The 19,827-nt window shown below is 51.8% G+C and carries 19 protein-coding genes; 5 read left to right on the forward strand and 14 right to left on the reverse strand.

What is annotated here, in order from left to right; genetic code table 11:
• Nucleotides 1-124: 124 nt before the first annotated feature.
• Nucleotides 125-1,108: a 2-keto-3-deoxygluconate transporter gene (gene kdgT, locus IB226_RS05450; protein WP_007892437.1), complete on the reverse strand. Its 984-nt coding sequence runs from the start codon at nucleotides 1,106-1,108 to the stop codon at nucleotides 125-127.
• Between the two features lie 553 nt (nucleotides 1,109-1,661).
• Nucleotides 1,662-2,360, reverse strand: coding sequence for an L-ribulose-5-phosphate 4-epimerase (gene araD, locus IB226_RS05455; protein ID WP_192233999.1), 699 nt, complete (start codon nucleotides 2,358-2,360; stop codon nucleotides 1,662-1,664).
• Between the two features lie 246 nt (nucleotides 2,361-2,606).
• Here araD and osmB point away from each other — a divergent pair, with 246 nt between their 5' ends.
• A complete protein-coding gene (gene osmB, locus IB226_RS05460) occupies nucleotides 2,607-2,825 on the forward strand; it encodes an osmotically-inducible lipoprotein OsmB (RefSeq protein WP_008106509.1) in 219 nt (72 codons plus the stop codon).
• Between the two features lie 68 nt (nucleotides 2,826-2,893).
• Here osmB and yciH read toward each other — a convergent pair whose 3' ends face one another.
• The 5 genes from yciH to pgpB form a co-directional block, all read right to left on the reverse strand.
• Nucleotides 2,894-3,217, reverse strand: coding sequence for a stress response translation initiation inhibitor YciH (yciH, locus tag IB226_RS05465; protein WP_192234001.1), 324 nt, complete (start codon nucleotides 3,215-3,217; stop codon nucleotides 2,894-2,896).
• On the reverse strand, nucleotides 3,217-3,924 hold the full coding sequence (gene pyrF / locus IB226_RS05470) for an orotidine-5'-phosphate decarboxylase (RefSeq protein WP_192234003.1): 708 nt from the start codon (nucleotides 3,922-3,924) through the stop codon (nucleotides 3,217-3,219). The genes yciH and pyrF overlap by 1 nt, the downstream gene beginning before the upstream one ends.
• A gap of 202 nt (nucleotides 3,925-4,126) precedes the next feature.
• Complete coding sequence (gene lapB, locus IB226_RS05475) at nucleotides 4,127-5,296, reverse strand: lipopolysaccharide assembly protein LapB (protein WP_110866246.1); 1,170 nt, start codon at nucleotides 5,294-5,296, stop codon at nucleotides 4,127-4,129.
• 6 nt (nucleotides 5,297-5,302) lie between these two features.
• Entirely contained in the window at nucleotides 5,303-5,608 is a 306-nt protein-coding gene (locus IB226_RS05480; protein ID WP_137385878.1) for a LapA family protein, read from the reverse strand.
• Between the two features lie 128 nt (nucleotides 5,609-5,736).
• Nucleotides 5,737-6,501, reverse strand: a complete 765-nt coding sequence (gene pgpB, locus IB226_RS05485; RefSeq protein WP_101764272.1) for a phosphatidylglycerophosphatase B — start codon at nucleotides 6,499-6,501, stop codon at nucleotides 5,737-5,739.
• Nucleotides 6,502-6,729: 228 nt separating this feature from the next.
• On the opposite strand from pgpB, the gene ribA reads away from it, so the two are divergent.
• Nucleotides 6,730-7,323 (forward strand): GTP cyclohydrolase II, encoded by a 594-nt coding sequence (ribA, locus tag IB226_RS05490; protein ID WP_097097212.1) that lies wholly within the window; start codon nucleotides 6,730-6,732, stop codon nucleotides 7,321-7,323.
• Between the two features lie 49 nt (nucleotides 7,324-7,372).
• Here ribA and acnA read toward each other — a convergent pair whose 3' ends face one another.
• The 5 genes from acnA to topA all read right to left on the reverse strand — a co-directional run bounded on the left by acnA (nucleotide 7,373) and on the right by topA (nucleotide 15,097).
• Complete coding sequence (gene acnA, locus IB226_RS05495; RefSeq protein WP_101764271.1) at nucleotides 7,373-10,054, reverse strand: aconitate hydratase AcnA; 2,682 nt, start codon at nucleotides 10,052-10,054, stop codon at nucleotides 7,373-7,375.
• A 442-nt stretch (nucleotides 10,055-10,496) separates the two neighbouring features.
• Nucleotides 10,497-10,676: a hypothetical protein gene (locus IB226_RS05500; protein WP_064738813.1), complete on the reverse strand. Its 180-nt coding sequence runs from the start codon at nucleotides 10,674-10,676 to the stop codon at nucleotides 10,497-10,499.
• A 3-nt stretch (nucleotides 10,677-10,679) separates the two neighbouring features.
• The gene (locus tag IB226_RS05505) at nucleotides 10,680-10,838 is read right to left on the reverse strand and encodes a YmiA family putative membrane protein (protein WP_192234005.1); all 159 of its coding nucleotides are present in this window, start codon (nucleotides 10,836-10,838) and stop codon (nucleotides 10,680-10,682) included.
• A gap of 493 nt (nucleotides 10,839-11,331) precedes the next feature.
• On the reverse strand, nucleotides 11,332-12,306 hold the full coding sequence (cysB, locus tag IB226_RS05510; RefSeq protein WP_064738814.1) for an HTH-type transcriptional regulator CysB: 975 nt from the start codon (nucleotides 12,304-12,306) through the stop codon (nucleotides 11,332-11,334).
• 193 nt (nucleotides 12,307-12,499) lie between these two features.
• On the reverse strand, nucleotides 12,500-15,097 hold the full coding sequence (topA, locus tag IB226_RS05515; RefSeq protein WP_192234007.1) for a type I DNA topoisomerase: 2,598 nt from the start codon (nucleotides 15,095-15,097) through the stop codon (nucleotides 12,500-12,502).
• Nucleotides 15,098-15,467: 370 nt separating this feature from the next.
• Between topA and IB226_RS05520 the strand changes: the two genes are divergently transcribed.
• Nucleotides 15,468-15,716: a DUF2498 family protein gene (locus tag IB226_RS05520; protein WP_101764269.1), complete on the forward strand. Its 249-nt coding sequence runs from the start codon at nucleotides 15,468-15,470 to the stop codon at nucleotides 15,714-15,716.
• A gap of 26 nt (nucleotides 15,717-15,742) precedes the next feature.
• Here IB226_RS05520 and sohB read toward each other — a convergent pair whose 3' ends face one another.
• Complete coding sequence (gene sohB, locus IB226_RS05525) at nucleotides 15,743-16,789, reverse strand: protease SohB (protein ID WP_110866249.1); 1,047 nt, start codon at nucleotides 16,787-16,789, stop codon at nucleotides 15,743-15,745.
• A gap of 173 nt (nucleotides 16,790-16,962) precedes the next feature.
• Here sohB and IB226_RS05530 point away from each other — a divergent pair, with 173 nt between their 5' ends.
• Nucleotides 16,963-17,727: a YciK family oxidoreductase gene (locus tag IB226_RS05530; protein ID WP_192234009.1), complete on the forward strand. Its 765-nt coding sequence runs from the start codon at nucleotides 16,963-16,965 to the stop codon at nucleotides 17,725-17,727.
• Nucleotides 17,724-18,311: a cob(I)yrinic acid a,c-diamide adenosyltransferase gene (gene cobO / locus IB226_RS05535; RefSeq protein WP_110866250.1), complete on the forward strand. Its 588-nt coding sequence runs from the start codon at nucleotides 17,724-17,726 to the stop codon at nucleotides 18,309-18,311. The genes IB226_RS05530 and cobO overlap by 4 nt, the downstream gene beginning before the upstream one ends.
• Nucleotides 18,312-18,348: 37 nt before the next feature.
• Here cobO and rluB read toward each other — a convergent pair whose 3' ends face one another.
• Nucleotides 18,349-19,224 carry a 23S rRNA pseudouridine(2605) synthase RluB gene (gene rluB / locus IB226_RS05540; protein ID WP_101764266.1) on the reverse strand — a complete coding sequence of 292 codons (876 nt, stop codon included), beginning with the start codon at nucleotides 19,222-19,224 and terminating at the stop codon, nucleotides 18,349-18,351.
• Nucleotides 19,225-19,827 lie beyond the last annotated feature (603 nt).

The following is a 19,827-nucleotide window of genomic DNA, read 5'->3' on the forward strand; positions in this document are numbered from 1 at the left end:
TTATGTAGTGCGTTAAACGCCACATCAGCGTAATCCAGAGTGAGGCCAGACCAAATGAGAGATTGATTTATAAAGCAAAATCCAGAGATATCCCCGACCAGCGGCCGGGGAAGCATTAGCGGGCTTACTTGATGGCAGCGCGTTGCCCCACAGCAACATGAGAACGCTTAACGCGTCGTGAATAAACCGCGGTGATGATGGGGACAATGACGGAGGTGACAATGACCGACGTGGCGACTAACGCCGTTGCGGCGGGTGCGACCGGTTTAAACTGTGGCAGCATCTCGGCGATCAACACTGGCGTGGCTACGGCAGCGCCTGCGGTGCTGGATGCCGCAATCCCCGCTGTCCCATCGCCACCGCCAATAAGGCGATCGGCAATAATCAGCGGAATGCCGGTGACAATGATCACTGCGACACCCAGCATAATGCCCAGCAGGCCAGTTTGCGCGATGACGGTCAAATCAATGGTATTACCCAACGCGAAAGCAAAGAACGGAATCAGCGTGTGAACCGCTTTGCCAAAGAACTCGCGCAGTTCGGGATCGAGATTACCCAACGCGAACCCGACAATAAACGGCAGTACTGCGCCAACGAAGACATGTGGCTCAAACGACGCAATGCCTGCGGTGCCGAGAATCACCATCGTCATCAGCGGCCCGGACTCCAGCGACATCAAGACAAACGCACCAGCCTCTTCTTTCGAACCGTATTGCTGCATGATGGATGCGTATAAACCGCCGTTGGTCATATCCATCGCCGCCACTAACGCCAGCGTCGAGAGACCGGCAAACATGCCTACTTCTACGCCATTTTCCGGCATTACACGTGAAGCAATCGCCGCTACTACCCACGCCACCGCAATCTTGGTGAGCACGAGCGTGCCCGATTTACGCAGTACTGTGCCGGTGGCGCTGAGTTTGATGGATGCACCCATACAGAAGAACCACACCGCAAGAATTGGGACGGTTCCGGTCATCAAGCCATTGGTGAACGAACCAAAGTATTTACCTGCGCCCGGAGAGAACGTATGGCACAGCGCGCCCAAAAACAGCGGAATCAGCATCATGCCGCCAGGAATTTTATCGATTGCACGTTTGATATGCATAAAGGTGTCACCTTAACTGAGCCAGAGGGAGGTGTTTTTATGAATTGCCAGATGGCATGGCGAGCAAGATAACGATTGGCAGAAAGGAAAAAAGTGATCGCAAATGCATTTATGAAACGCCGTTTTATTTTTATTGATTGATCATTTTGTATTTATGACGTGAATCGCCATACCAGATGATTGGAAGTTAAAAGAGAGGAGCCGGGAGGCGTTTTTGCTCAAAGGATGGATTATCTTTGCGGGCGCTGACACATCTGCCCTTTTCAACAACTCGCACTGAAGCTTATGAGCAGGCCGGGGGCGCTTTTGTGCCGGCAATCCGCAGCGCTGAACGAAGCGAGGAGGCCAGGAGAGCCCGCAGGACGCGGGCGAAAGGCGGAGCCGGGACAAGGACGTCCCGTCTCCGCCGGTCCGTCAGGCAGACGAACGAAGTGAAGGTACCGCGTAAGCGGCGCGAGGACCGCCGGACCAAAAGTGTCACCGGCCTGCGCGCTCACCATTAACTTAATTGACTGGCATGACACCTGCAGACGCTTATGTTTTTAAATACAGGTTAATTCTGCCCATACCACGCATTTTTACCGTGCTTACGCAGATAGTGCAGATCAAGCAGTGTTTGCGATATCGGCGGTAACTCAGTGCGCAGCTGCTCGGTATGCAATGCCATATAGGCCACCTCTTCTAATACCACCGCGCTGTGTACTGCAGCATGCGCGTCTTTACCCCAGGCAAACGGGCCGTGGGAGTTCACCAGCACGGCGGGGATTGCCGTTGGTTCAATTCCGCGCTGCGCAAAAGTTTCAATGATCACCTGGCCGGTATTCCACTCGTATTCCTGCTCAATCTCTTCGCGCTTCATCTGCCGCGTGCAGGGAATGGTGCCGTAAAAATCATCGGCGTGCGTGGTGCCTAACGCGATGATTTCACGTCCAGCCTGAGCCCAAATGGTGGCATGGCGCGAGTGCGTATGCACGATGCCGCCGATCTCTGGCCAGGCGAGATAGAGCGCGCGGTGGGTGGCGGTATCCGAGGATGGGCGCATTTTCCCTTCTATTACCTCGCCGCTGGCGAGATCGACGACAACCATATCGTCGCGCTGCATCTGCTCGTACTTCACGCCCGACGGCTTGATCACCAGTAAACCCCGATCGCGGTCCACCGCACTGACGTTGCCCCAGGTAAAGGTGACCAGGTTGTAACGGGGTAAATCGAGATTGGCTTCCAGCACCTGCTGCTTTAACGCTTCCAGCATCTTTTTTCTCCTGCGAACTGTGATAGCTGAATTGTGCGGAGCAGGGAGAAAAAGCGTTATGGATGGAACGGCTGTAAAAGCTGCGGAAAGTGGCTAATGGGTTAAATGTGTGGCGCGGGTTGGTTTTGATGATTAAACAAGAAGTGGCTTGCAAACTCGCATTTTAGGACCGTTTTACCCTGCCGAGTGCGGTGTAACATCTATACTTATATGGTTACCACGGTGTTAACAATCAAGGAGAAGTTAATGACTACAACAATGAAACGTCTTACTGCTGCCGTATTGGCAACAACACTAGTTGTCGCGCTGAGCGGCTGTTCGAATTGGTCTAAACGCGACCGTAATACCGCAATCGGTGCGGGTGCGGGTGCCATTGGTGGTTCAGTGCTGACCAACGGTAGCGGACTTGGTACCGTTGGTGGCGCAGCTGTCGGCGGCATCATCGGCCACCAGATCAGCAAATAAATTATAATTATCAGGCTACGCAGCGCATCTACTTAACACCGGGCCACCTAAAAAGTGGCCCGAACTGCTTAACCACCCGCCAGCTTGACTTTCATGCCTTTGGCTTCCAGCAGCGTTTTTATCAAATCGCGTTTATCACCCTGAATCTCAATGACGCCCTCTTTCACTGCCCCACCGCAACCACACTTTTTCTTCAGTTCAGCAGCCAGTTTTTCGAGAGCGCTATCATCCAGATCGACACCGGTAATCAGACACACGCCCTTACCTTTACGTCCGCTGGTTTGGCGTTGAACACGCACGATGCCATCGCCTTTAGGTCGTGGCGCTTTCTCTTCTTCATGGGTGATACGACCGCTATCGGTCGAATACACCAATCGATTGTCCTGAGCCATTAAGCCTCCTGTAAACTTTGCAGGATTTGCTGCAGCGTGGCGGCCGGATCGGCGGATTGGGTGATCGGACGCCCGATGACCATATAATCCACGCCCGCGAGTTTTGCCTGCTGCGGCGTCATAATACGGCGCTGATCGCCCGCATCGCTGCCGGCCGGACGAATGCCTGGCGTAACCAGCGCGAAATCCTGACCTATCACCTGCTTAAAATGCGCGGCTTCCTGCGCCGAACAAACCACGCCGTGCAGGCCGCAATCGCGGGTCAAACGTGCCAGCCGCTCAGCCTGCGCGGCTGGAGATAAGGTGATGCCTAAACCTTTGAGGTCGTCTTCATCCATGCTGGTCAATACGGTGACAGCAATCAGCAGCGGCGCATCGTTGCCGAATGGCACCAGCGCTTCACGAGTCGCGTTCATCATGCGAGCGCCACCGCTGGCGTGCACGTTCACCATCCACACGCCAAGATCGGCTGCGGCCGCGACTGCATGTGCGGTGGTGTTTGGGATGTCATGAAACTTGAGATCGAGGAACACTTCAAAACCCCGTTCCTGCAGCGTTTTCACCAGCGATGGACCAAACAGTGTGAACATCTCTTTGCCCACTTTCAGGCGACACTGGCCTGGATCGATGCGGTCTACAAACTGCAGCGCGCTGTTGAGATCATGATAGTCGAGTGCCACCAGAATAGGTGAAGTGGTTACAGGCATAACGTTTCCTCAGTAACTGGCACCCGCAGGCGCGATGGACAAACGGCAAGCATTCTACCTGCGCAGGCCGGTGCCGACAATCACGCTACCGCCAGAACTTGCCTGTTTGACTGCTAGCTGCACGATGCCAAGGCAGTTTCTTAATCAAACTCACAAGTATGTTGTAACTAAATAGATGTAACCAGACGCGTGATGCGGCCATTTATTGGCCGTCGAGTCCACGGATGGGTTTAACTGAAGACCAGGCGCGACAAGATGGGCAATGCCAATACAGAGCATGGGCAGTGAAGCCACATTTCTGGCAGCGATATCGCGGCTTAGTGCGGATCTGCTCGCCGACCATATCGCGCAGCACCATCAAGCTCTCTTTCGCACGTCCGTCTTCCGCTTCGTGTAAGTGGAAATCCATCAAACGATGAAACACACGCATCGTCGGATGACGCTGAAGCTGACGATTGATATACAGCTGTGCCGCTTCCGGTCCCTGCTGTTGCTCAAGAATATCAGAGAGATAAAGCTCTGCTGCGGCGCCGGTATTCTCGTCGACACAACGCTGTAAAAATTGCGCCCAGTTTTCGGGTTGGTTCAGGCGCTGGTAGCAGGTTTCCAGCATGGGTAACGTTTCACTCACCAGCTCTTTGTCCTGCTCCAGCACGCGCTGCAGTCGGCTGGCGGCTTTAGCGTACTCGCCCTGCTCCATCAAAATGCGGCCCATCATGATTGAGACGCGCGCACTTTGATGATCGGCTGACTCGCCCTTCTTCAGCAAGCTCATCGCCCGATCAAGGTCGTCACTGCTTAATGCCTGCAACGCCAGCTCACAGTAGAAATGGGCAATTTCCCCTTTCTGCTTGTCTTTGCCGAGCTTAACCAGCTTTTCCGCCACGTCGATGGCTTTTTGCCAGTCGCTGGTTGCCTGATGAATCAACAACAATTGCTGCAGCGCGCCAATACGGAAATCGGTCTCTTCCACCAGCTGCCCAAACATATCTTCGGCACGATCGTACAACCCGGCTGCCATGTAATCGCGGCCGAGTTGCTGAATCGCCAGCAAGCGCTGCTCATAGCTGAGCGACGCACTTTCCATTAGGGATTGGTGAATGCGAATGGCGCGATCAACTTCACCACGCGAACGGAACAGATTGCCAAGCGTCAGATGCGCCTCAACCGTGCCGCTGTCCTCTTTCAACATGTCGAGAAAGAGATCAACCGCTTTATCCTGTTGATTGGAGAGCAGGAAGTTTACGCCGGTCACATAATCGCGCGACAGGCGATTCGCTTCCTGTTGCTTATCCTGATGTGCACTGCGGCGGCCCATATACCAGCCATACGCCGCAGCAACAGGAAGAAGCAGAAACAGCAATTCAAGCATCGAAAATTAATCCCGACGACTGGCAGTTGGTGATGGGGTCACTGCAGTAGATTGTTCATTCTGTGCCTGCATACGTTTAAGCTTACGCTGTGCATTTGCCAGAGAAACACGTAAGCGTAACCAGAACAGACCGCAAATCGCCCATCCCAGCAGGAATCCAGCGCCAAACAAGCTGGCGAGCAGTGTTGAAATGCGGAATTCGCCCTGCGCTAGCAGATAGTTAAAGGTGATGATTTGGTCGTTATGCGCTCCGAGCGTGACGGAGATGATGAAAATGACCAATACCACGAGAAAAATAAGCAAATATTTCACAATGCGTCCTGTCGAGAGGTTATCCAATAGAAGTATGCCAAAAAACCGCCGTCGATGCTGCTTATCCCCACATCAGTTAGCGCTTTTTTCTACAAGCACAATCAATCATATGGGGATGAATAGGCTGATTACAATCCATCATCACGTTGCGCGATCTCACGATGTTCCTCTGGTGGAATGGTGAGCGGGCCGCAGAAACGCTGGGCCAGCAGCGTAGCTACGGTCACCAATAACCAGGATATCAGCGTTGCCATCACTAAATCACGCGGCCAGTGCATACCCAGCACTAAACGGCTGCCCATCACCGCGGTCGCCCAAACGAATAATACGGCAACGGTAGCAAAATGACGGCGCGGCCATAACAGGCCGATGGCTAAAAGCGCCCAGCTGGCGGCAAACATGGTATGCCCGGAAGGAAACGCATAACCGGTTTCAAATGCCCAATGATTCTTCAGCCATTGCGGCAGCTGAGTGTCATTGGCCAGCAAAGTTGAGACCATTTCGCCGCGCTGCTGGCGATGAAGCTGATAAAACTCATCACCGTTAATGCCATGACTTTTTTCCAGCCAGATGACGTAGGGGCGCGGTTCCTGCACATGCTCTTTGATTGAGGATTTGGTGTACTGACCAGCAAGAATCGCACCATTCATGATAAGAATGAGCAGAATCGCGGGTTTAAGCCTAAAGCGTAAACACCACAACACCCAGGCGCTGAGGATGATACTGGTGAGGATACCCCACGGACTGGTAACGGTTTCCGTCATCCAAAACAGCACGCGAAGTAGATTGCCGCTTTCCCCGGGTTGCCATTGCCAGTTTGATATCCACACGCCCAACGGCATCAACAACAATAAAAACGCCCCTAAGGTGGTGCGCTGAATGATTTTTAACATTCGCTTCCTTTTAGATCCGGATTAACAGGTGCGTTAAGCATAACTTTAGCTGAAAAAAGAATAACATACCTATTACGGCTTGGATAATTGTGCTTTATCACTACAATCACTCTGACCGATTAACGGCAGCCGTTCGGGTTGTGGCACAATAGCGTAAGTTTCATCGGGCCACATGGCCCGTGCGTTATCATGATGATAGCGCATCCTCTGAAGGTTCTGGAGAGTCACATGCAGCTTAAACGGGTAGCAGAAGCCAAACTGCCCACGCCATGGGGAGATTTCCTGATGGTTGGTTTTGAAGAACTGGCAACCGGCCACGACCATGTCGCGCTGGTTTATGGTGATATTAGCGATCACAATCCGGTGCTGGCGCGCGTCCATTCCGAATGTCTCACCGGCGATGCCCTGTTCAGCTTACGCTGTGACTGCGGTTTCCAGTTGGAAGCGGCGTTAACGGCGATTGCGGAAGAAGGTCGTGGCATTCTGATGTATCACCGTCAGGAAGGTCGTAACATCGGTTTGCTGAATAAAATTCGTGCTTATGCATTGCAGGATAAAGGCTACGACACGGTCGAAGCCAACCATCAGCTCGGTTTCGCCGCTGATGAGCGTGACTTCACGCTATGTGCAGATATGTTCAAACTGTTGGGCGTCAATGAAGTGCGCTTGCTGACAAACAATCCGCGCAAGGTTGAAATCCTGAGTGAAGCCGGTATCAATATCGTCGAACGCGTGCCGTTGGTTGTCGGGCGTAACCCGAAAAACGCGCACTATCTCGATACGAAAGCCGAAAAAATGGGTCATCTGTTGCCAAAGTCGTAAGCGGTCTTTGTAGCAGATAAAAAAAGCCGGGAAATCCCGGCTTTTTCTTTTAGTTCAGCATATTGCGTATCACATAATGCAAAATGCCGTCGTTCTGGTAATAGGTTAGCTCGTTACCCGTATCGATACGGCAGCGCGTTTCCAGCGTCTCCTGGCTGCCATCCGCGCGCGTCAGAATTACGGTTACCGTGCCACCCGGCTTAAGCTGCGACAGGTTTGCCACATCTATAAACTCTTCACCCGTAAGCTGCAGCGTTTTACGCGTCACGCCAGCCGGAAACTCGAGCGGCAGAATCCCCATACCAATCAGGTTAGAGCGGTGAATTCGCTCGAAGGATTCGGAGATAACCACGCGCACGCCCTGTAAGCGCGGCCCTTTTGCTGCCCAGTCACGACTTGAGCCTGAACCGTACTCTTTACCAGCAATCACCGCTAACGGCACACCTTCCTGCTGATACTTCATCGCCGCATCGTAAATCGCCAACTGCTCGTTAGTCGGGAAGTGTTTGGTATAACCGCCCTCTACACCCGGCACCATTTCGTTTCGAATACGGATATTAGCGAAGGTGCCGCGCATCATCACTTCGTGGTTACCACGACGCGAACCGTAAGAGTTGAAATCGGTGCGCTCAACGCCATGCGACAGCAAATAGCGTCCGGCTGGACTTTCGGCTTTGATGCTTCCCGCTGGAGAAATGTGGTCGGTGGTGACGGAGTCACCCAGCATCGCCAGAATGCGCGCGCCTTTGATATCCTGCACCGGCTTCGGCGTTTTCTCCATGTCGTCAAAGAATGGCGACAGACGAATGTAGGTGGAATCACCATCCCAATCGTAGGTTGCCGCTTCGCTGACTTTGATCTGCTGCCACTCAGGCGTGCCGTTAAACACCTCGGCATACTCTTTGTGGAACATATCGCTGGTGACTTTTTGCACCGCTTCCGCAATCTCTTCCGGCGAAGGCCAGATATCCTTGAGGAAAACATCGTTGCCCTGGCGATCCTGGCCGAGCGGATCGGATTGCAGATTGAGCTTCATATTACCCGCTAAGGCATAAGCAACCACCAGCGGCGGCGAAGCCAGCCAGTTGGTTTTAATTAACGGATGAATACGGCCTTCGAAGTTACGGTTACCCGAAAGCACCGCAGCAACCGTGAGATCCCCCTCTTTAATCGCACTTTCTATCGCGTCTGGTAACGGGCCGGAATTACCGATGCAAGTAGTACAACCGTAACCGACCAGATTGAATCCTAACTCGTCCAGATATGGCGTAAGCTGGGCCACAGCAAGGTAGTCAGAAACCACTTTGGAACCGGGTGCCAGTGAGGCCTTAACCCAGGGCTTGCGCATCAGACCGCGTTCAACGGCTTTCTTCGCCAGTAAACCGGCAGCCATCAGCACGCTAGGGTTTGAGGTATTAGTACAAGAGGTAATCGCCGAGATCACGACCGCACCGTCATCCAGCTGATAGCTTTCTCCAGTTTCGCTATCGCGGTAGCTCACGGTTTTATGCGGTTTTTGCGCCTGATTAACTTCCAGTTCGTTGCTGGCATCAAAGGCAGTAGGAACATCACCGAGTGATACACGATCCTGCGGACGTTTTGGACCGGCCAGGCTGGACTCGACGTCGCCCATATCCAGCGCTAGAGAGCTGGTGAACACCGGCTCATCACCCGCGTTACGCCACATACCTTGTTGCTTAGCATAAGCCTCAACCAGTTCAACCTGCTCCGCATCGCGGCCGGTGAGCGTCATATAACTCAGGGTGACATCATCGACAGGGAAAAAGCCGCAGGTCGCACCATACTCAGGCGCCATGTTGGCGATGGTGGCGCGATCGGCAAGCGGCAGGTCGGCTAAGCCGTCGCCGTAAAATTCTACGAATTTACCCACAACACCATGTTTGCGCAGCATTTGCGTTACGGTTAACACCAGATCCGTTGCGGTGATGCCCGGACGCAATTTACCAGTGAGTTTAAAACCGACTACGTCAGGAATCAGCATTGAGACCGGCTGACCAAGCATCGCCGCTTCAGCCTCAATCCCGCCAACGCCCCAACCCAATACGCCGAGCGCATTGATCATGGTGGTATGCGAATCGGTGCCCACCAGCGTATCGGGATAGGCGATCTCTTGCCCATTCAGCGTCTCATGCCAGACAGATTTACCGAGGTATTCCAGATTGACCTGATGACAAATCCCGGTGCCTGGCGGAACTACGCGGAATCGATTGAAAGCTTTTTGCCCCCAGCGTAGGAAAACGTAGCGCTCGTGGTTGCGCTCCATTTCCAGGTGCACATTTTCATCAAAGGCTTTGTCATCACCGAAATGGTCCACGGTGACAGAGTGGTCGATAACCAAATCTACCGGGGATAAGGGATTGACTTTGGCGACGTCGCCGCCAAGGCGTTTCACCGCTTCGCGCATGGCAGCCAAATCTACCACCGCCGGTACGCCGGTAAAATCTTGCATTAATACACGCGCGGGACGATAGGCAATCTCACGATCGGCGTGAGCATCTTTTTGCCAGGCGACCAGCGCTTCAATATCTTCAAGCGTGACAGAATCACCATCCTGCCAGCGTAAAAGGTTTTCCAGCAGGACTTTCATCGACTTGGGCAAGCGATCGATATTGCCCAGTTGCTGAGCTGCTTTGGGCAAGCTGTAGTAATGATATTTTTTTGCCCGAACATCCAGCGTGTCCTGACTCTGCTCGCGTAACGTTAACGACATAGCGCCTCCATGTAAGTGAATCTTTTTTAAACCTCAGTGACTGCAAGGTTTAACTTAAAGATAGACTACATTGCCGTTAACGTTTTGATAACAACACGAATAGACACATTAAAACACAATGAAAAATGCCCCGACGTTTGTCAGGGCATTTATAAAATTCAGTGTAATTTGAGTTAGGGCTTAAATCATTGCCCAGAAGGCGGCGGCCCAAAAAGCCAGGGAAAAGGTATAAACGCTCACCCAGGATAATGTTGTTGTATTGATGCTCATAATTCACTCCCTCCCGGATTCCGGGCAAAAAAGTCCACCGTCTTCAGCGTTGTACTGATGACACCGTTTTTTTAATGCTGAGTGTTAAAGGACGGGCTTTTAACTTGCCCACCGGATAATCCGGCAAAAAGAGGGACTAAACGACTAAATATAGTACGGAACGCATGCTGCGTTATTTCGACTTCATATCCATGAAGGATTCAATAAAGTTGCGCTGATTCTCGCTGAGTTCCCACGAAGTCGGAATGGTGACCTGAGGTTCAGTGGATACAACGTCTTTAACTTTGCACGCAGGCGTTTGCGGCTGACGTGCAGAAACCGGATGCTTACGACTGAGTGTATTTGCCCACATGGCTTAACCCCACATACGCCAAATCATTAACGTCACCACTACCCAGAACAGTGCTGAAGCAGCGAAGACAGTCATCCAAGCTTTGCGACGGGTATTACCAGTACGCTCAACTTTGGTGCTTTTAGTCCGGAAGCCCGGCTGTACAGTTATTCTCGTGTTCATAGTTTTTGATAATCACTCTCAATAAAACGATTGATGACAACGATTAAGATTTAGGACGAATCCTAAACTTGTTAAGACCGAAAATCCAGTTATTTTTATTGAGCACAACGATTAACGCTATTTATCAAAACGCCAAAAATTGATGAGATAAATTTAATTACCAACACAACTATTAATTAAAACGTTACATTGTAAATTTGGGTTAACAGCAAATTAGATCCAATCTAAATTTGAGTTTAATTTATCAATCCAGTTAAAAAGCCCTTCTTCATCAACTCTTAACTAGAGTATGGGAATATTCCTGGCGAGCTGCAAAGCAGCATCGTAAAAATTGTGTACTGATTCGCATTTAATAGATAACAATGAAAAAACATGTGACCCATGTTTCATTTACAAAAAAATAATGATTTTTTTTGAAGTACTCGTGGCGCTAAGCGCTAAGGGATTCCGAAGGTGCCCACTGGACACCTTGGCAAAAGAATGAGTTAGGAATTTACTTGAAGGGTAACTTGATGTCGCGGAACATAGCTTCGATGTCTTCATTGGAGCGCAATGCGACCGCCGCATCCACCACATCACGCGTCAGGTGTGGTGCGAAACGTTGAATGAAATCATACATATAGCTGCGGAGGAAAGTGCTACGTCTAAAGCCAATTTTGGTCGTACTATTCGTAAAGATTTCTGAAGCTTCAATACGCACCAAATCGGGGTCTGCAACCGGATCAACCGCCATACTGGCAATTACGCCAACGCCCAGGCCTAAACGCACGTACGTCTTAATGACGTCAGCATCCGTCGCAGTGAAGACGATGCGTGGCGTTAATCCGGCGCGATTAAACGCGGTGTCCAACTCTGAACGGCCTGTAAAGCCAAATGTGTAAGTCACTAACGGGAAATCCGCCAGCTCTTCAATCGTCACATTTGATTTACCCGCCAACGGATGATCTGGCGTTACCACAATGGCGCGGTTCCAGTGATAGCACGGCAGCATAATCAAATCGTCATACAAATGCAGCGCTTCTGTGGCAATGGCAAAGTCTGCATTGCCCTTTGAAACCGCCTCAGCTATTTGCGTCGGCGACCCCTGATGCATATGCAAAGAGACGCGAGGATAGCGCTCAATAAAGCCTTTAATCACGCCTGGCAGCGCATAACGTGCCTGCGTATGGGTAGTTGCTACATACAGCGAGCCTTTATCTGGCCAGGTGTGTTCACCAGCAACAGATTTAATCGCATCAACTTTGGACAGCACTTCGCGCGCAATCCGAATAATCTCTTCACCTGCAGGCGTTACTTGCGTCAGATGCTTACCACTGCGCGCAAATATCTGCACGCCCAGCTCATCTTCTAACATACGGACTTGCTTACTGATGCCTGGCTGCGAGGTATATAAGCCTTCGGCGGTCGATGAGACATTAAGATTGTGATTAACCACTTCGACGATGTAACGCAACTGCTGCAATTTCATAGTTATATCTTCCTGGTAGCGACAGAGGTGCATTCCCGGCAGGCGTGTTTCCGCTTTAATTGCGGTGAGGGAGGGAAAGCGAATCAGCGAAACGAAAAGAGTTCTATAACTACTATATCAGTTAAAGGAAGAATGTAGAACGATTAGCTATAAGGATAAGAGAAAGGCCAGCGAATGCTGGCCTTTCGGGGAATTACTTTTTCGCTTCCTGCCATTTGCCATCAATATAGAACATTGACCAGCCGGTGGCTTTGCCATCCTTTTCGGAAGAGACGTATTGCTGTTTGGTCTTGCGACTGAAACGTACCATCGTCTTATTCCCTTCCGGATCGGCGGCTGGCGCTTCTGACAGATATTTCAGCTTTTCTGGCAGGCGGTCGGCAAAGCGTTGCAGCTCTTCCACTAGCGGCGCGCGCGTTTCACGTGATTTCGGGAAGGTATTCGCAGCAAGGAACACGCCCGCTGCACCATCACGCAACACAAAGTAAGCATCCGACTTTTCACACTGCAATTCTGGCAGCGGCACCGGATCTTCTTTTGGCGGCGCGACATCACCGTTACGCAGAATCTTACGGGTGTTTTTGCACTCGTCGTTGGTACACGCCATGTACTTACCGAAACGACCCATTTTCAGATGCATTTCAGAACCACACTTCTCGCACTCAACAATCGGACCGTCGTAGCCCTTGATGCGGAATTCGCCCTGCTCAATCTCGTAGCCGTCGCACTCTGGGTTATTACCACAGACGTGTAACTTGCGCTGGTTATCGATCAGATAGCTGTCCATCGCGGTGCCACACTTCTGGCAACGACGACGAGCGCGCAGCGCATTGGTTTCAGCATCATCGCCTTCCAGCACGTTGAGCACTTCATTTTCCGGGATCAAGTTGATGGTCTGCTTGCAGCGCTCTTTCGGCGGCAAAGCATAACCCGAGCAACCCAGGAACACGCCGGTACTGGCGGTGCGAATCCCCATCGGGCGGCTACAGGTTGGACAATCAATTGACGTCAACACCATCTGGTTCGGCTGCATGCCGCCCTCTTCCGGATCTTTCTCAGCATCATCTAGCTGCTGACTGAAATCACTGAAGAATGAGTCGAGTACCGCTTTCCATTCGGCTTCATTATTCGCCACCTGATCGAGGCTATTTTCCATGCGCGCGGTGAAGTCATAGTTCATCAGCTCGCGGAAATTAGACTCCAGACGGTCGGTAACAATTTCACCCATTTTTTCAGCGTAGAAACGGCGGTTCTCAACACGCACGTAACCACGATCCTGAATGGTGGAGATAATCGAGGCGTACGTTGATGGACGACCAATGCCACGTTTTTCCAGCTCACGCACCAGGGATGCTTCACTGAAGCGCGCCGGCGGTTTGGTGAAGTGCTGGCTTGGCATCAGCTCTTTAAGATCCAGCATGTCGCCAACGTCTACCGGCGGCAGCGTCAGATCTTCATCATTTTTACGCAGCGCAGGCATCACGCGCGTCCAGCCATCGAAACGCAGCGTGCGGCCTTTGGCTTTCAATTTGAATTCAGCCGCGCCCACGGTCAGCGTGGTGGAGTCGTACTGAGCCGGAACCATCTGGCAGGCAACAAACTGGCGCCAAATCAGCTGATAAAGTTTCTGCGCATCAGCTTCCATATCTTTCAGCTGCTCAGCCACGATATTCACGTCAGAAGGACGAATCGCTTCGTGCGCTTCCTGTGAGTTCTCTTTGCTGGCATAGGTATTCGGCGCTTCTGGCAGATACTTTTTACCAAAGCTGCTCTCAACATAACCGCGCGCCATCGCCACGGCATCCTGGCTCAGGTTGGTGGAGTCGGTACGCATATAGGTGATGTGGCCCGCTTCATACAAACGCTGCGCCATCATCATGGTCTTCTTCACGCCGAAGCCCAAACGCGTACTCGCCGCCTGTTGCAGCGTTGAGGTAATAAAAGGTGCAGAAGGCTTGCTGCTGGTCGGCTTGTCTTCACGTTCCAGCACTTCGTAACGCGCTTTCTGCAAAATCGCTACCGCCGCGTGAGTTTGCTCACGATTGATCGGACGGAACGCTTTGTCATTCTGATGCGTCACCTGCATGGCCAGATCGGCGCCTTTCGGCGTGGCGAAATCAGCATCGATTTCCCAATACTCTTCTGGCACGAAGGCTTTGATTTCGTGCTCGCGCTCAACGACCAGACGCACCGCAACCGACTGAACGCGGCCGGCTGACAGGCCGCGGGCAATTTTCTTCCACAGCAGTGGCGACACCATGTAACCCACCACGCGATCCATAAAGCGGCGCGCTTGCTGTGCGTTGACACGTTCAATATTAAGCTCGCCAGGCTTGTCAAACGCCTGACGAATCGCATTCTTGGTAATTTCGTTAAATACTACGCGGCTAAAGCGCTTATCGTCCCCACCGATCACTTCCCGCAGGTGCCAGGCAATGGCTTCCCCTTCGCGGTCAAGGTCGGTTGCGAGATAGATGTGGTCTGCATCGGCAGCCAGGTTTTTCAGCTCAGCGACAACTTTTTCTTTGCCCGGCAGAATTTGATAATCCGCTTCCCAACCATGCCAGGGATCCACACCCATGCGGTTTACGAGTGCGGCTTTCTCATCCTTTTTAACCTTTTTTCCAGGTTTCGCTTTTTCCCCGTCGGCACTTTTACGGGCAGTTGAACCGCTGGTCGGCAAATCACGGATATGACCGACACTGGATTTCACCACGTAGTCATTACCGAGGTATTTATTGATTGTTTTGGCCTTTGCCGGGGACTCAACGATTACGAGTGATTTACCCATATGTACCTTTACCTAAATGAAACGTCCTGATAAACGGGAGAGAATTGGAGGTCCCAAAACCCAATGGGTTCAATATTGCTGCCGGCATTTCGCATTTCAAGGCAGCAGGGATAATCTCAGGTCAGATTGCGTCGACTTCTGCAACTTTATGATTAGGAGCGAGTTTTCCATCTGACAGAACCACACATCCGGGTGTGATCTCCCTGAAAGCTGAATCGCCCACACTCTACCTGATAAAATCCGTTACGCAACTTAATTAGCATTCTGCCTAATTTTGCGTCAGTTTTACGACGCCATGCTGATTTGCTGAACGCGATAGCTCGCAAGTAATATAGAAGGAGAAAAATGGCTGTCAAAAAAGAGGTGAAAAATGTCAGTGCCAACGGAAGCTATTTCACGCCACGCGTTACTGGAAATAGCCAATCAGATAATCACGCAGCACGACGATTATTTTGTCGGATTAGAAGCCAATGATGTGATTCAGCAAGGTGATGTTTTGGTGTTTCGCGGTCCCTATTTTCTCGATGATGAAGGCTTGCCCACCGCGAAAACCACCACGGTATTTAACGTGTTTAAACACCTCGCGGTCGAACTCTCCTCTCAATATCATCTGGCATAAAAAAGCCCGGCAGTTGCCGGGCTCGGTTACAACAGCGGCTTCTCGCCGCGCTGCCATATTTTCAGAATCAACCGTTCTGCCGCCAGACTGGCGCTGTTGGTGAAGCGATCCATCATTTTACGCTTACGTGCGTAATGGACGCCCAGCACGGTGAAGCGATCCATATGCTTAATAATCAACGCATCGCTGGTGCCGATTTCATCAATCAAACCCAAATCCAGCGCCTGACGGCCATACCAATGCTCGCCGGTCGCCACTTTGTTCAGATCAAGCGACGGACGCATCTGCTGTACAAAATCTTTAAACAGCTGATGCGTTTCATTGAGATCTTCCTGGAATTTCTCGCGCCCTTCTTCCGTATTTTCACCAAATAGCGTCAAAGTCCGTTTGTACTGACCGGCGGTATGCAGCTCGACGTCAATATCGTTGCGCTTTAATAGGCGGTTGAAGTTGGGAATCTGCGCGACCACGCCAATTGAACCAATAATAGAAAACGGTGCGGCCACAATGCGATCCGCCACGCAAGCCATCATGTAACCGCCGCTGGCAGCGACTTTATCCACCACCGCCGTCAATTGCAGACCGGCATCGCGCAGGCGTTGCAGCTGCGAAGCCGCCAAACCGTAGCCGTGTACTACGCCGCCGGGGCTTTCCAGGCGAAGTAGCACTTCATCGCCCGGCACCGCAACTGCCAGCACCGCGGAGATCTCTTCACGCAATGAGGTGACCTCACTCGCGTCCATGCTGCCTTTGAACTCCAGCACATACAGCGTGGGCTTCAGCGTCTCGCTCACGCCCGCTTTAGCATTGCGTTTATCAGCTTTCGCCTTTTGCTTCTCTTCTTTCTTATGCTGCTTGAGCCACACTTTTTGCGCCTGTGGCTTCATTTTGGCGAGCTGCAGATCTTCCTTCATCTCACGATAATCATCATCGAGATGCGTCAAACGCAGCTGACCGCTGCTGTGACGTTTACGCAGCGCGGCATTTAGCACAATCAGAACAATAGCTGCGATCGCCACCACCACGGTAACGGCCTTAGCCAGAAATAATCCATAACTGGAGAAAAAATCCATTCTGCCGCCTTATTAAACAGTAAATTACAACAGCTGTAAGTTTACCCGCTTTACGCGCTGTCGTCGCCTGAAATGCCCGCAGGCGGCACAGAATGCGAGGCTCAAGCGTTGCACCGCGCGGCAAATTCAGGCATAAAGCCAAAAACCTTCTGACCCGAGCAAAGGACATCGCTGTGCATTATCAACCGAAAAGCGATCTGCTGGAAAATCGCATCATCCTCGTCACCGGCGCTTCCGATGGCATCGGCCGTGAAGCGGCGCTGACCTATGCGCGCTACGGCGCGCGCGTCATTCTGTTGGGCCGCAACGCCGACACCCTGCAGAAAACGGAGCAGGCCATTAACCAGTTAAACAAGCAGCCAGCCGCTTCTTTATTACTGGATTTGGCCGAAGCTACGCCAGAAAGCTGCCAGCAGTTAGCCGACCAGGTTACTGCGCTGGTGCCGCGTCTGGATGGCGTGCTGCACAACGCTGGCATTCTGGGCGAAATCGTACCGTTGGAGGAGCTCGATCCACAGATCTGGCGTGACGTGATGCAGATTAACCTTGATGCCACCTTCTATTTAACCCGGGCATTACTGCCGCTGCTGCTGAAATCAGATGCCGGATCGCTGGTGTTTACCACGTCCAGCGTGGGCCGTACCGGCCGTGCAGGCTGGGGCGCGTATGCGGTTTCGAAGTTTGCCACCGAAGGTATGATGCAGGTGCTGGCCGACGAGTATAAAAACCGTCACTTGCGGGTGAACTGCATCAATCCTGGCGGTACGCGCACCAAAATGCGCGCCAGCGCTTTCCCGGATGAGGATGCCAATTTACTCAAAACCCCCGCGGATTTGATGCCGCTCTACCTCTATTTGATGGGCGATGACAGCCGACGTAAAACCGGTACCAGCTTTGATGCGCAGCCGGGACGCAAAGCGGGTCCGGCAACCGCATGAACGATCGCCATCAGCAACGCCAGCAGCGACTAAAAGAGCAGGTTGATGCCCGAATCGCCGCCGCCACCGAGACGCGCGGCATCTTGATGGTGTTCACCGGTAACGGCAAAGGGAAAACCACCGCGGCTTTTGGCACTGCGTTGCGCGCATGCGGACACGGTAAAAAAGTGGCGGCGGTACAGTTCATTAAAGGCGAATGGCCCAACGGTGAACGTAACTTGCTGGAACAGCACGGCGTCGAATTTCAGGTGATGTCCACCGGTTTTACCTGGGATACGCAGAACCGCGAGACCGACACTGCCGCCTGCCAGTTAGTGTGGCAGCAGGCGCGTCGTATGTTGGCCGATAGCCGCGTCGATCTGGTGATCCTGGATGAAATCACGTACATGGTGAGCATGGATTATCTGGATTTAGCGGAGCTGGTCGATGCGCTGCAACAGCGCCCTGCTCAGCAAAGCGTGATCATTACCGGTCGCGGCTGTCATCGTACGTTACTGGATTTGGCAGATACCGTAACGGAAATGCGTCCGGTGAAACATGCGTTTGATGCGGGAATTCAGGCACAGCAAGGAATAGATTGGTAACACGCTGACGCCGCAGAGCACGGCGTCAGGCTTAGGATCAGGAACCGCGTTTAGTGTTATTCCGACGCGGATTGTTGCTCACCACACCGTGACGTTTTACCGCACGACGAATTTGGTTAGCCTTGGTGCGACGACGATCCTTTTCAACGGCCACTTTCGTTACCGTCTCTTCCGGCATACTGACTAACGTACGCAGATAGTTGACTGCCGGTAATTCCATCTCGATCCAGCCGCCGCGTGGCAACCCTTTTGGCAACTGGATATCACCGTAACGCACACGCATCAGTCGGCTAACCTGCACGCCAACCGCTTCCCACAGACGGCGCACTTCGCGGTTACGACCTTCGGTCAGCGTCACGTTGTACCATTGGTTAATGCCTTCGCCGCCGGCAAACTTAATGGTTTTGAACGATGCCGGGCCATCTTCCAGCTGCACGCCTTTGCTCAGCTGACGGATTTTATCGTCATCCACTTCGCCAAACACGCGAACCGCATATTCACGCTCCACTTCACGGCTTGGGTGCATCAAACGGTTAGCCAGTTCACCATCGGTGGTGAACAGCATCAAACCGCAGGTATTCACATCCAGACGACCGACGGCAATCCAGCGTGAACCACGCAGACGCGGCAGACGATCAAATACGGTTGGACGCCCTTCCGGATCGTTACGCGTGCAGAGTTCACCTTCTGGTTTGTAGTACGCCAATACGCGACACACTTCGGTCGCCGACTCAGCGATGGAAACCAGATGGCCATCGATACGAATTTTCAGGGATTTATCACTTTCGATGCGATCGCCAAGCGTCGCCAGTTTGCCGTCAACGCTGACGCGTCCGGCTGAAATCATGGTTTCGATTTCGCGACGCGAACCGTGACCGGCGCGCGCTAATACTTTCTGTAATTTTTCGCTCATGGAGCCTCGTTGTCGCCTTCCCAGGCGTCGTGGTAAGAAGAGGTGCGATACAGGGATTACCAATTCCCATATCAGAATCTGTTACCGCTCTGCATCGCTGCTGCAATCTCAGACGGCCCGCGATTTTACACTAACGCAAGTTTCGTTAACACCTTTTCCTTTGCTGCCGATAACAGAGGGTCTGGTAAAAACATGGCCATTAAGACCATGACGATAAACATTCAGCTGGCTGATAGATCGATCTTATTTGCATCCGCAGCATCCACGCCAAGTGACTGAATTATTATTACTTGTCCCTAACCTTTCCCGCCTGAGCCTATTATCAACTTAAGACAACTGATACATTAGCACTTTGCAAGACTGCTTAACCGCTATTGCTCGCCACGCTTAAGGATAATCACAAACTTTAAATCTAAGTAAAAACAATAAAACAGCATAAAAAACTATTTAACAGCATTAAATAAGGCCCATTACCGTAATAAATGCAAACTGATAGTTTATTGGCACTACAGGTTGGATTAAGTCTGTATTTTTGTATTATTTGATTAATATTAAATTTGATGAATTGTTCTGCAGAAAAAACTGTGTAAAATTTAAGCCTGA

This window comes from Pantoea sp. PNT03 (genome assembly GCF_014852515.1).
Classification (GTDB): Bacteria; Pseudomonadota; Gammaproteobacteria; order Enterobacterales; family Enterobacteriaceae; genus Pantoea; species Pantoea leporis.

Bases quoted from the DNA above. Each gene is read 5' to 3' on its own strand.
- kdgT (WP_007892437.1), bottom strand. From the start codon at position 1,108: ATGCATATCAAACGTGCAATCGATAAAATTCCTGGCGGCATGATGCTG.
- IB226_RS05505 (WP_192234005.1), bottom strand. From the start codon at position 10,838: ATGAACACGAGAATAACTGTACAGCCGGGCTTCCGGACTAAAAGCACC.
- pyrF (WP_192234003.1), bottom strand. From the start codon at position 3,924: ATGCCTGTAACCACTTCACCTATTCTGGTGGCACTCGACTATCATGAT.
- IB226_RS05520 (WP_101764269.1), top strand. From the start codon at position 15,468: ATGTCAGTGCCAACGGAAGCTATTTCACGCCACGCGTTACTGGAAATA.
- acnA (WP_101764271.1), bottom strand. From the start codon at position 10,054: ATGTCGTTAACGTTACGCGAGCAGAGTCAGGACACGCTGGATGTTCGG.
- rluB (WP_101764266.1), bottom strand. From the start codon at position 19,224: ATGAGCGAAAAATTACAGAAAGTATTAGCGCGCGCCGGTCACGGTTCG.
- osmB (WP_008106509.1), top strand. From the start codon at position 2,607: ATGACTACAACAATGAAACGTCTTACTGCTGCCGTATTGGCAACAACA.
- IB226_RS05500 (WP_064738813.1), bottom strand. From the start codon at position 10,676: ATGTGGGCAAATACACTCAGTCGTAAGCATCCGGTTTCTGCACGTCAG.
- topA (WP_192234007.1), bottom strand. From the start codon at position 15,097: ATGGGTAAATCACTCGTAATCGTTGAGTCCCCGGCAAAGGCCAAAACA.
- araD (WP_192233999.1), bottom strand. From the start codon at position 2,360: ATGCTGGAAGCGTTAAAGCAGCAGGTGCTGGAAGCCAATCTCGATTTA.
- sohB (WP_110866249.1), bottom strand. From the start codon at position 16,789: ATGGATTTTTTCTCCAGTTATGGATTATTTCTGGCTAAGGCCGTTACC.
- cysB (WP_064738814.1), bottom strand. From the start codon at position 12,306: ATGAAATTGCAGCAGTTGCGTTACATCGTCGAAGTGGTTAATCACAAT.
- lapB (WP_110866246.1), bottom strand. From the start codon at position 5,296: ATGCTTGAATTGCTGTTTCTGCTTCTTCCTGTTGCTGCGGCGTATGGC.
- ribA (WP_097097212.1), top strand. From the start codon at position 6,730: ATGCAGCTTAAACGGGTAGCAGAAGCCAAACTGCCCACGCCATGGGGA.
- yciH (WP_192234001.1), bottom strand. From the start codon at position 3,217: ATGGCTCAGGACAATCGATTGGTGTATTCGACCGATAGCGGTCGTATC.
- cobO (WP_110866250.1), top strand. From the start codon at position 17,724: ATGAACGATCGCCATCAGCAACGCCAGCAGCGACTAAAAGAGCAGGTT.
- pgpB (WP_101764272.1), bottom strand. From the start codon at position 6,501: ATGTTAAAAATCATTCAGCGCACCACCTTAGGGGCGTTTTTATTGTTG.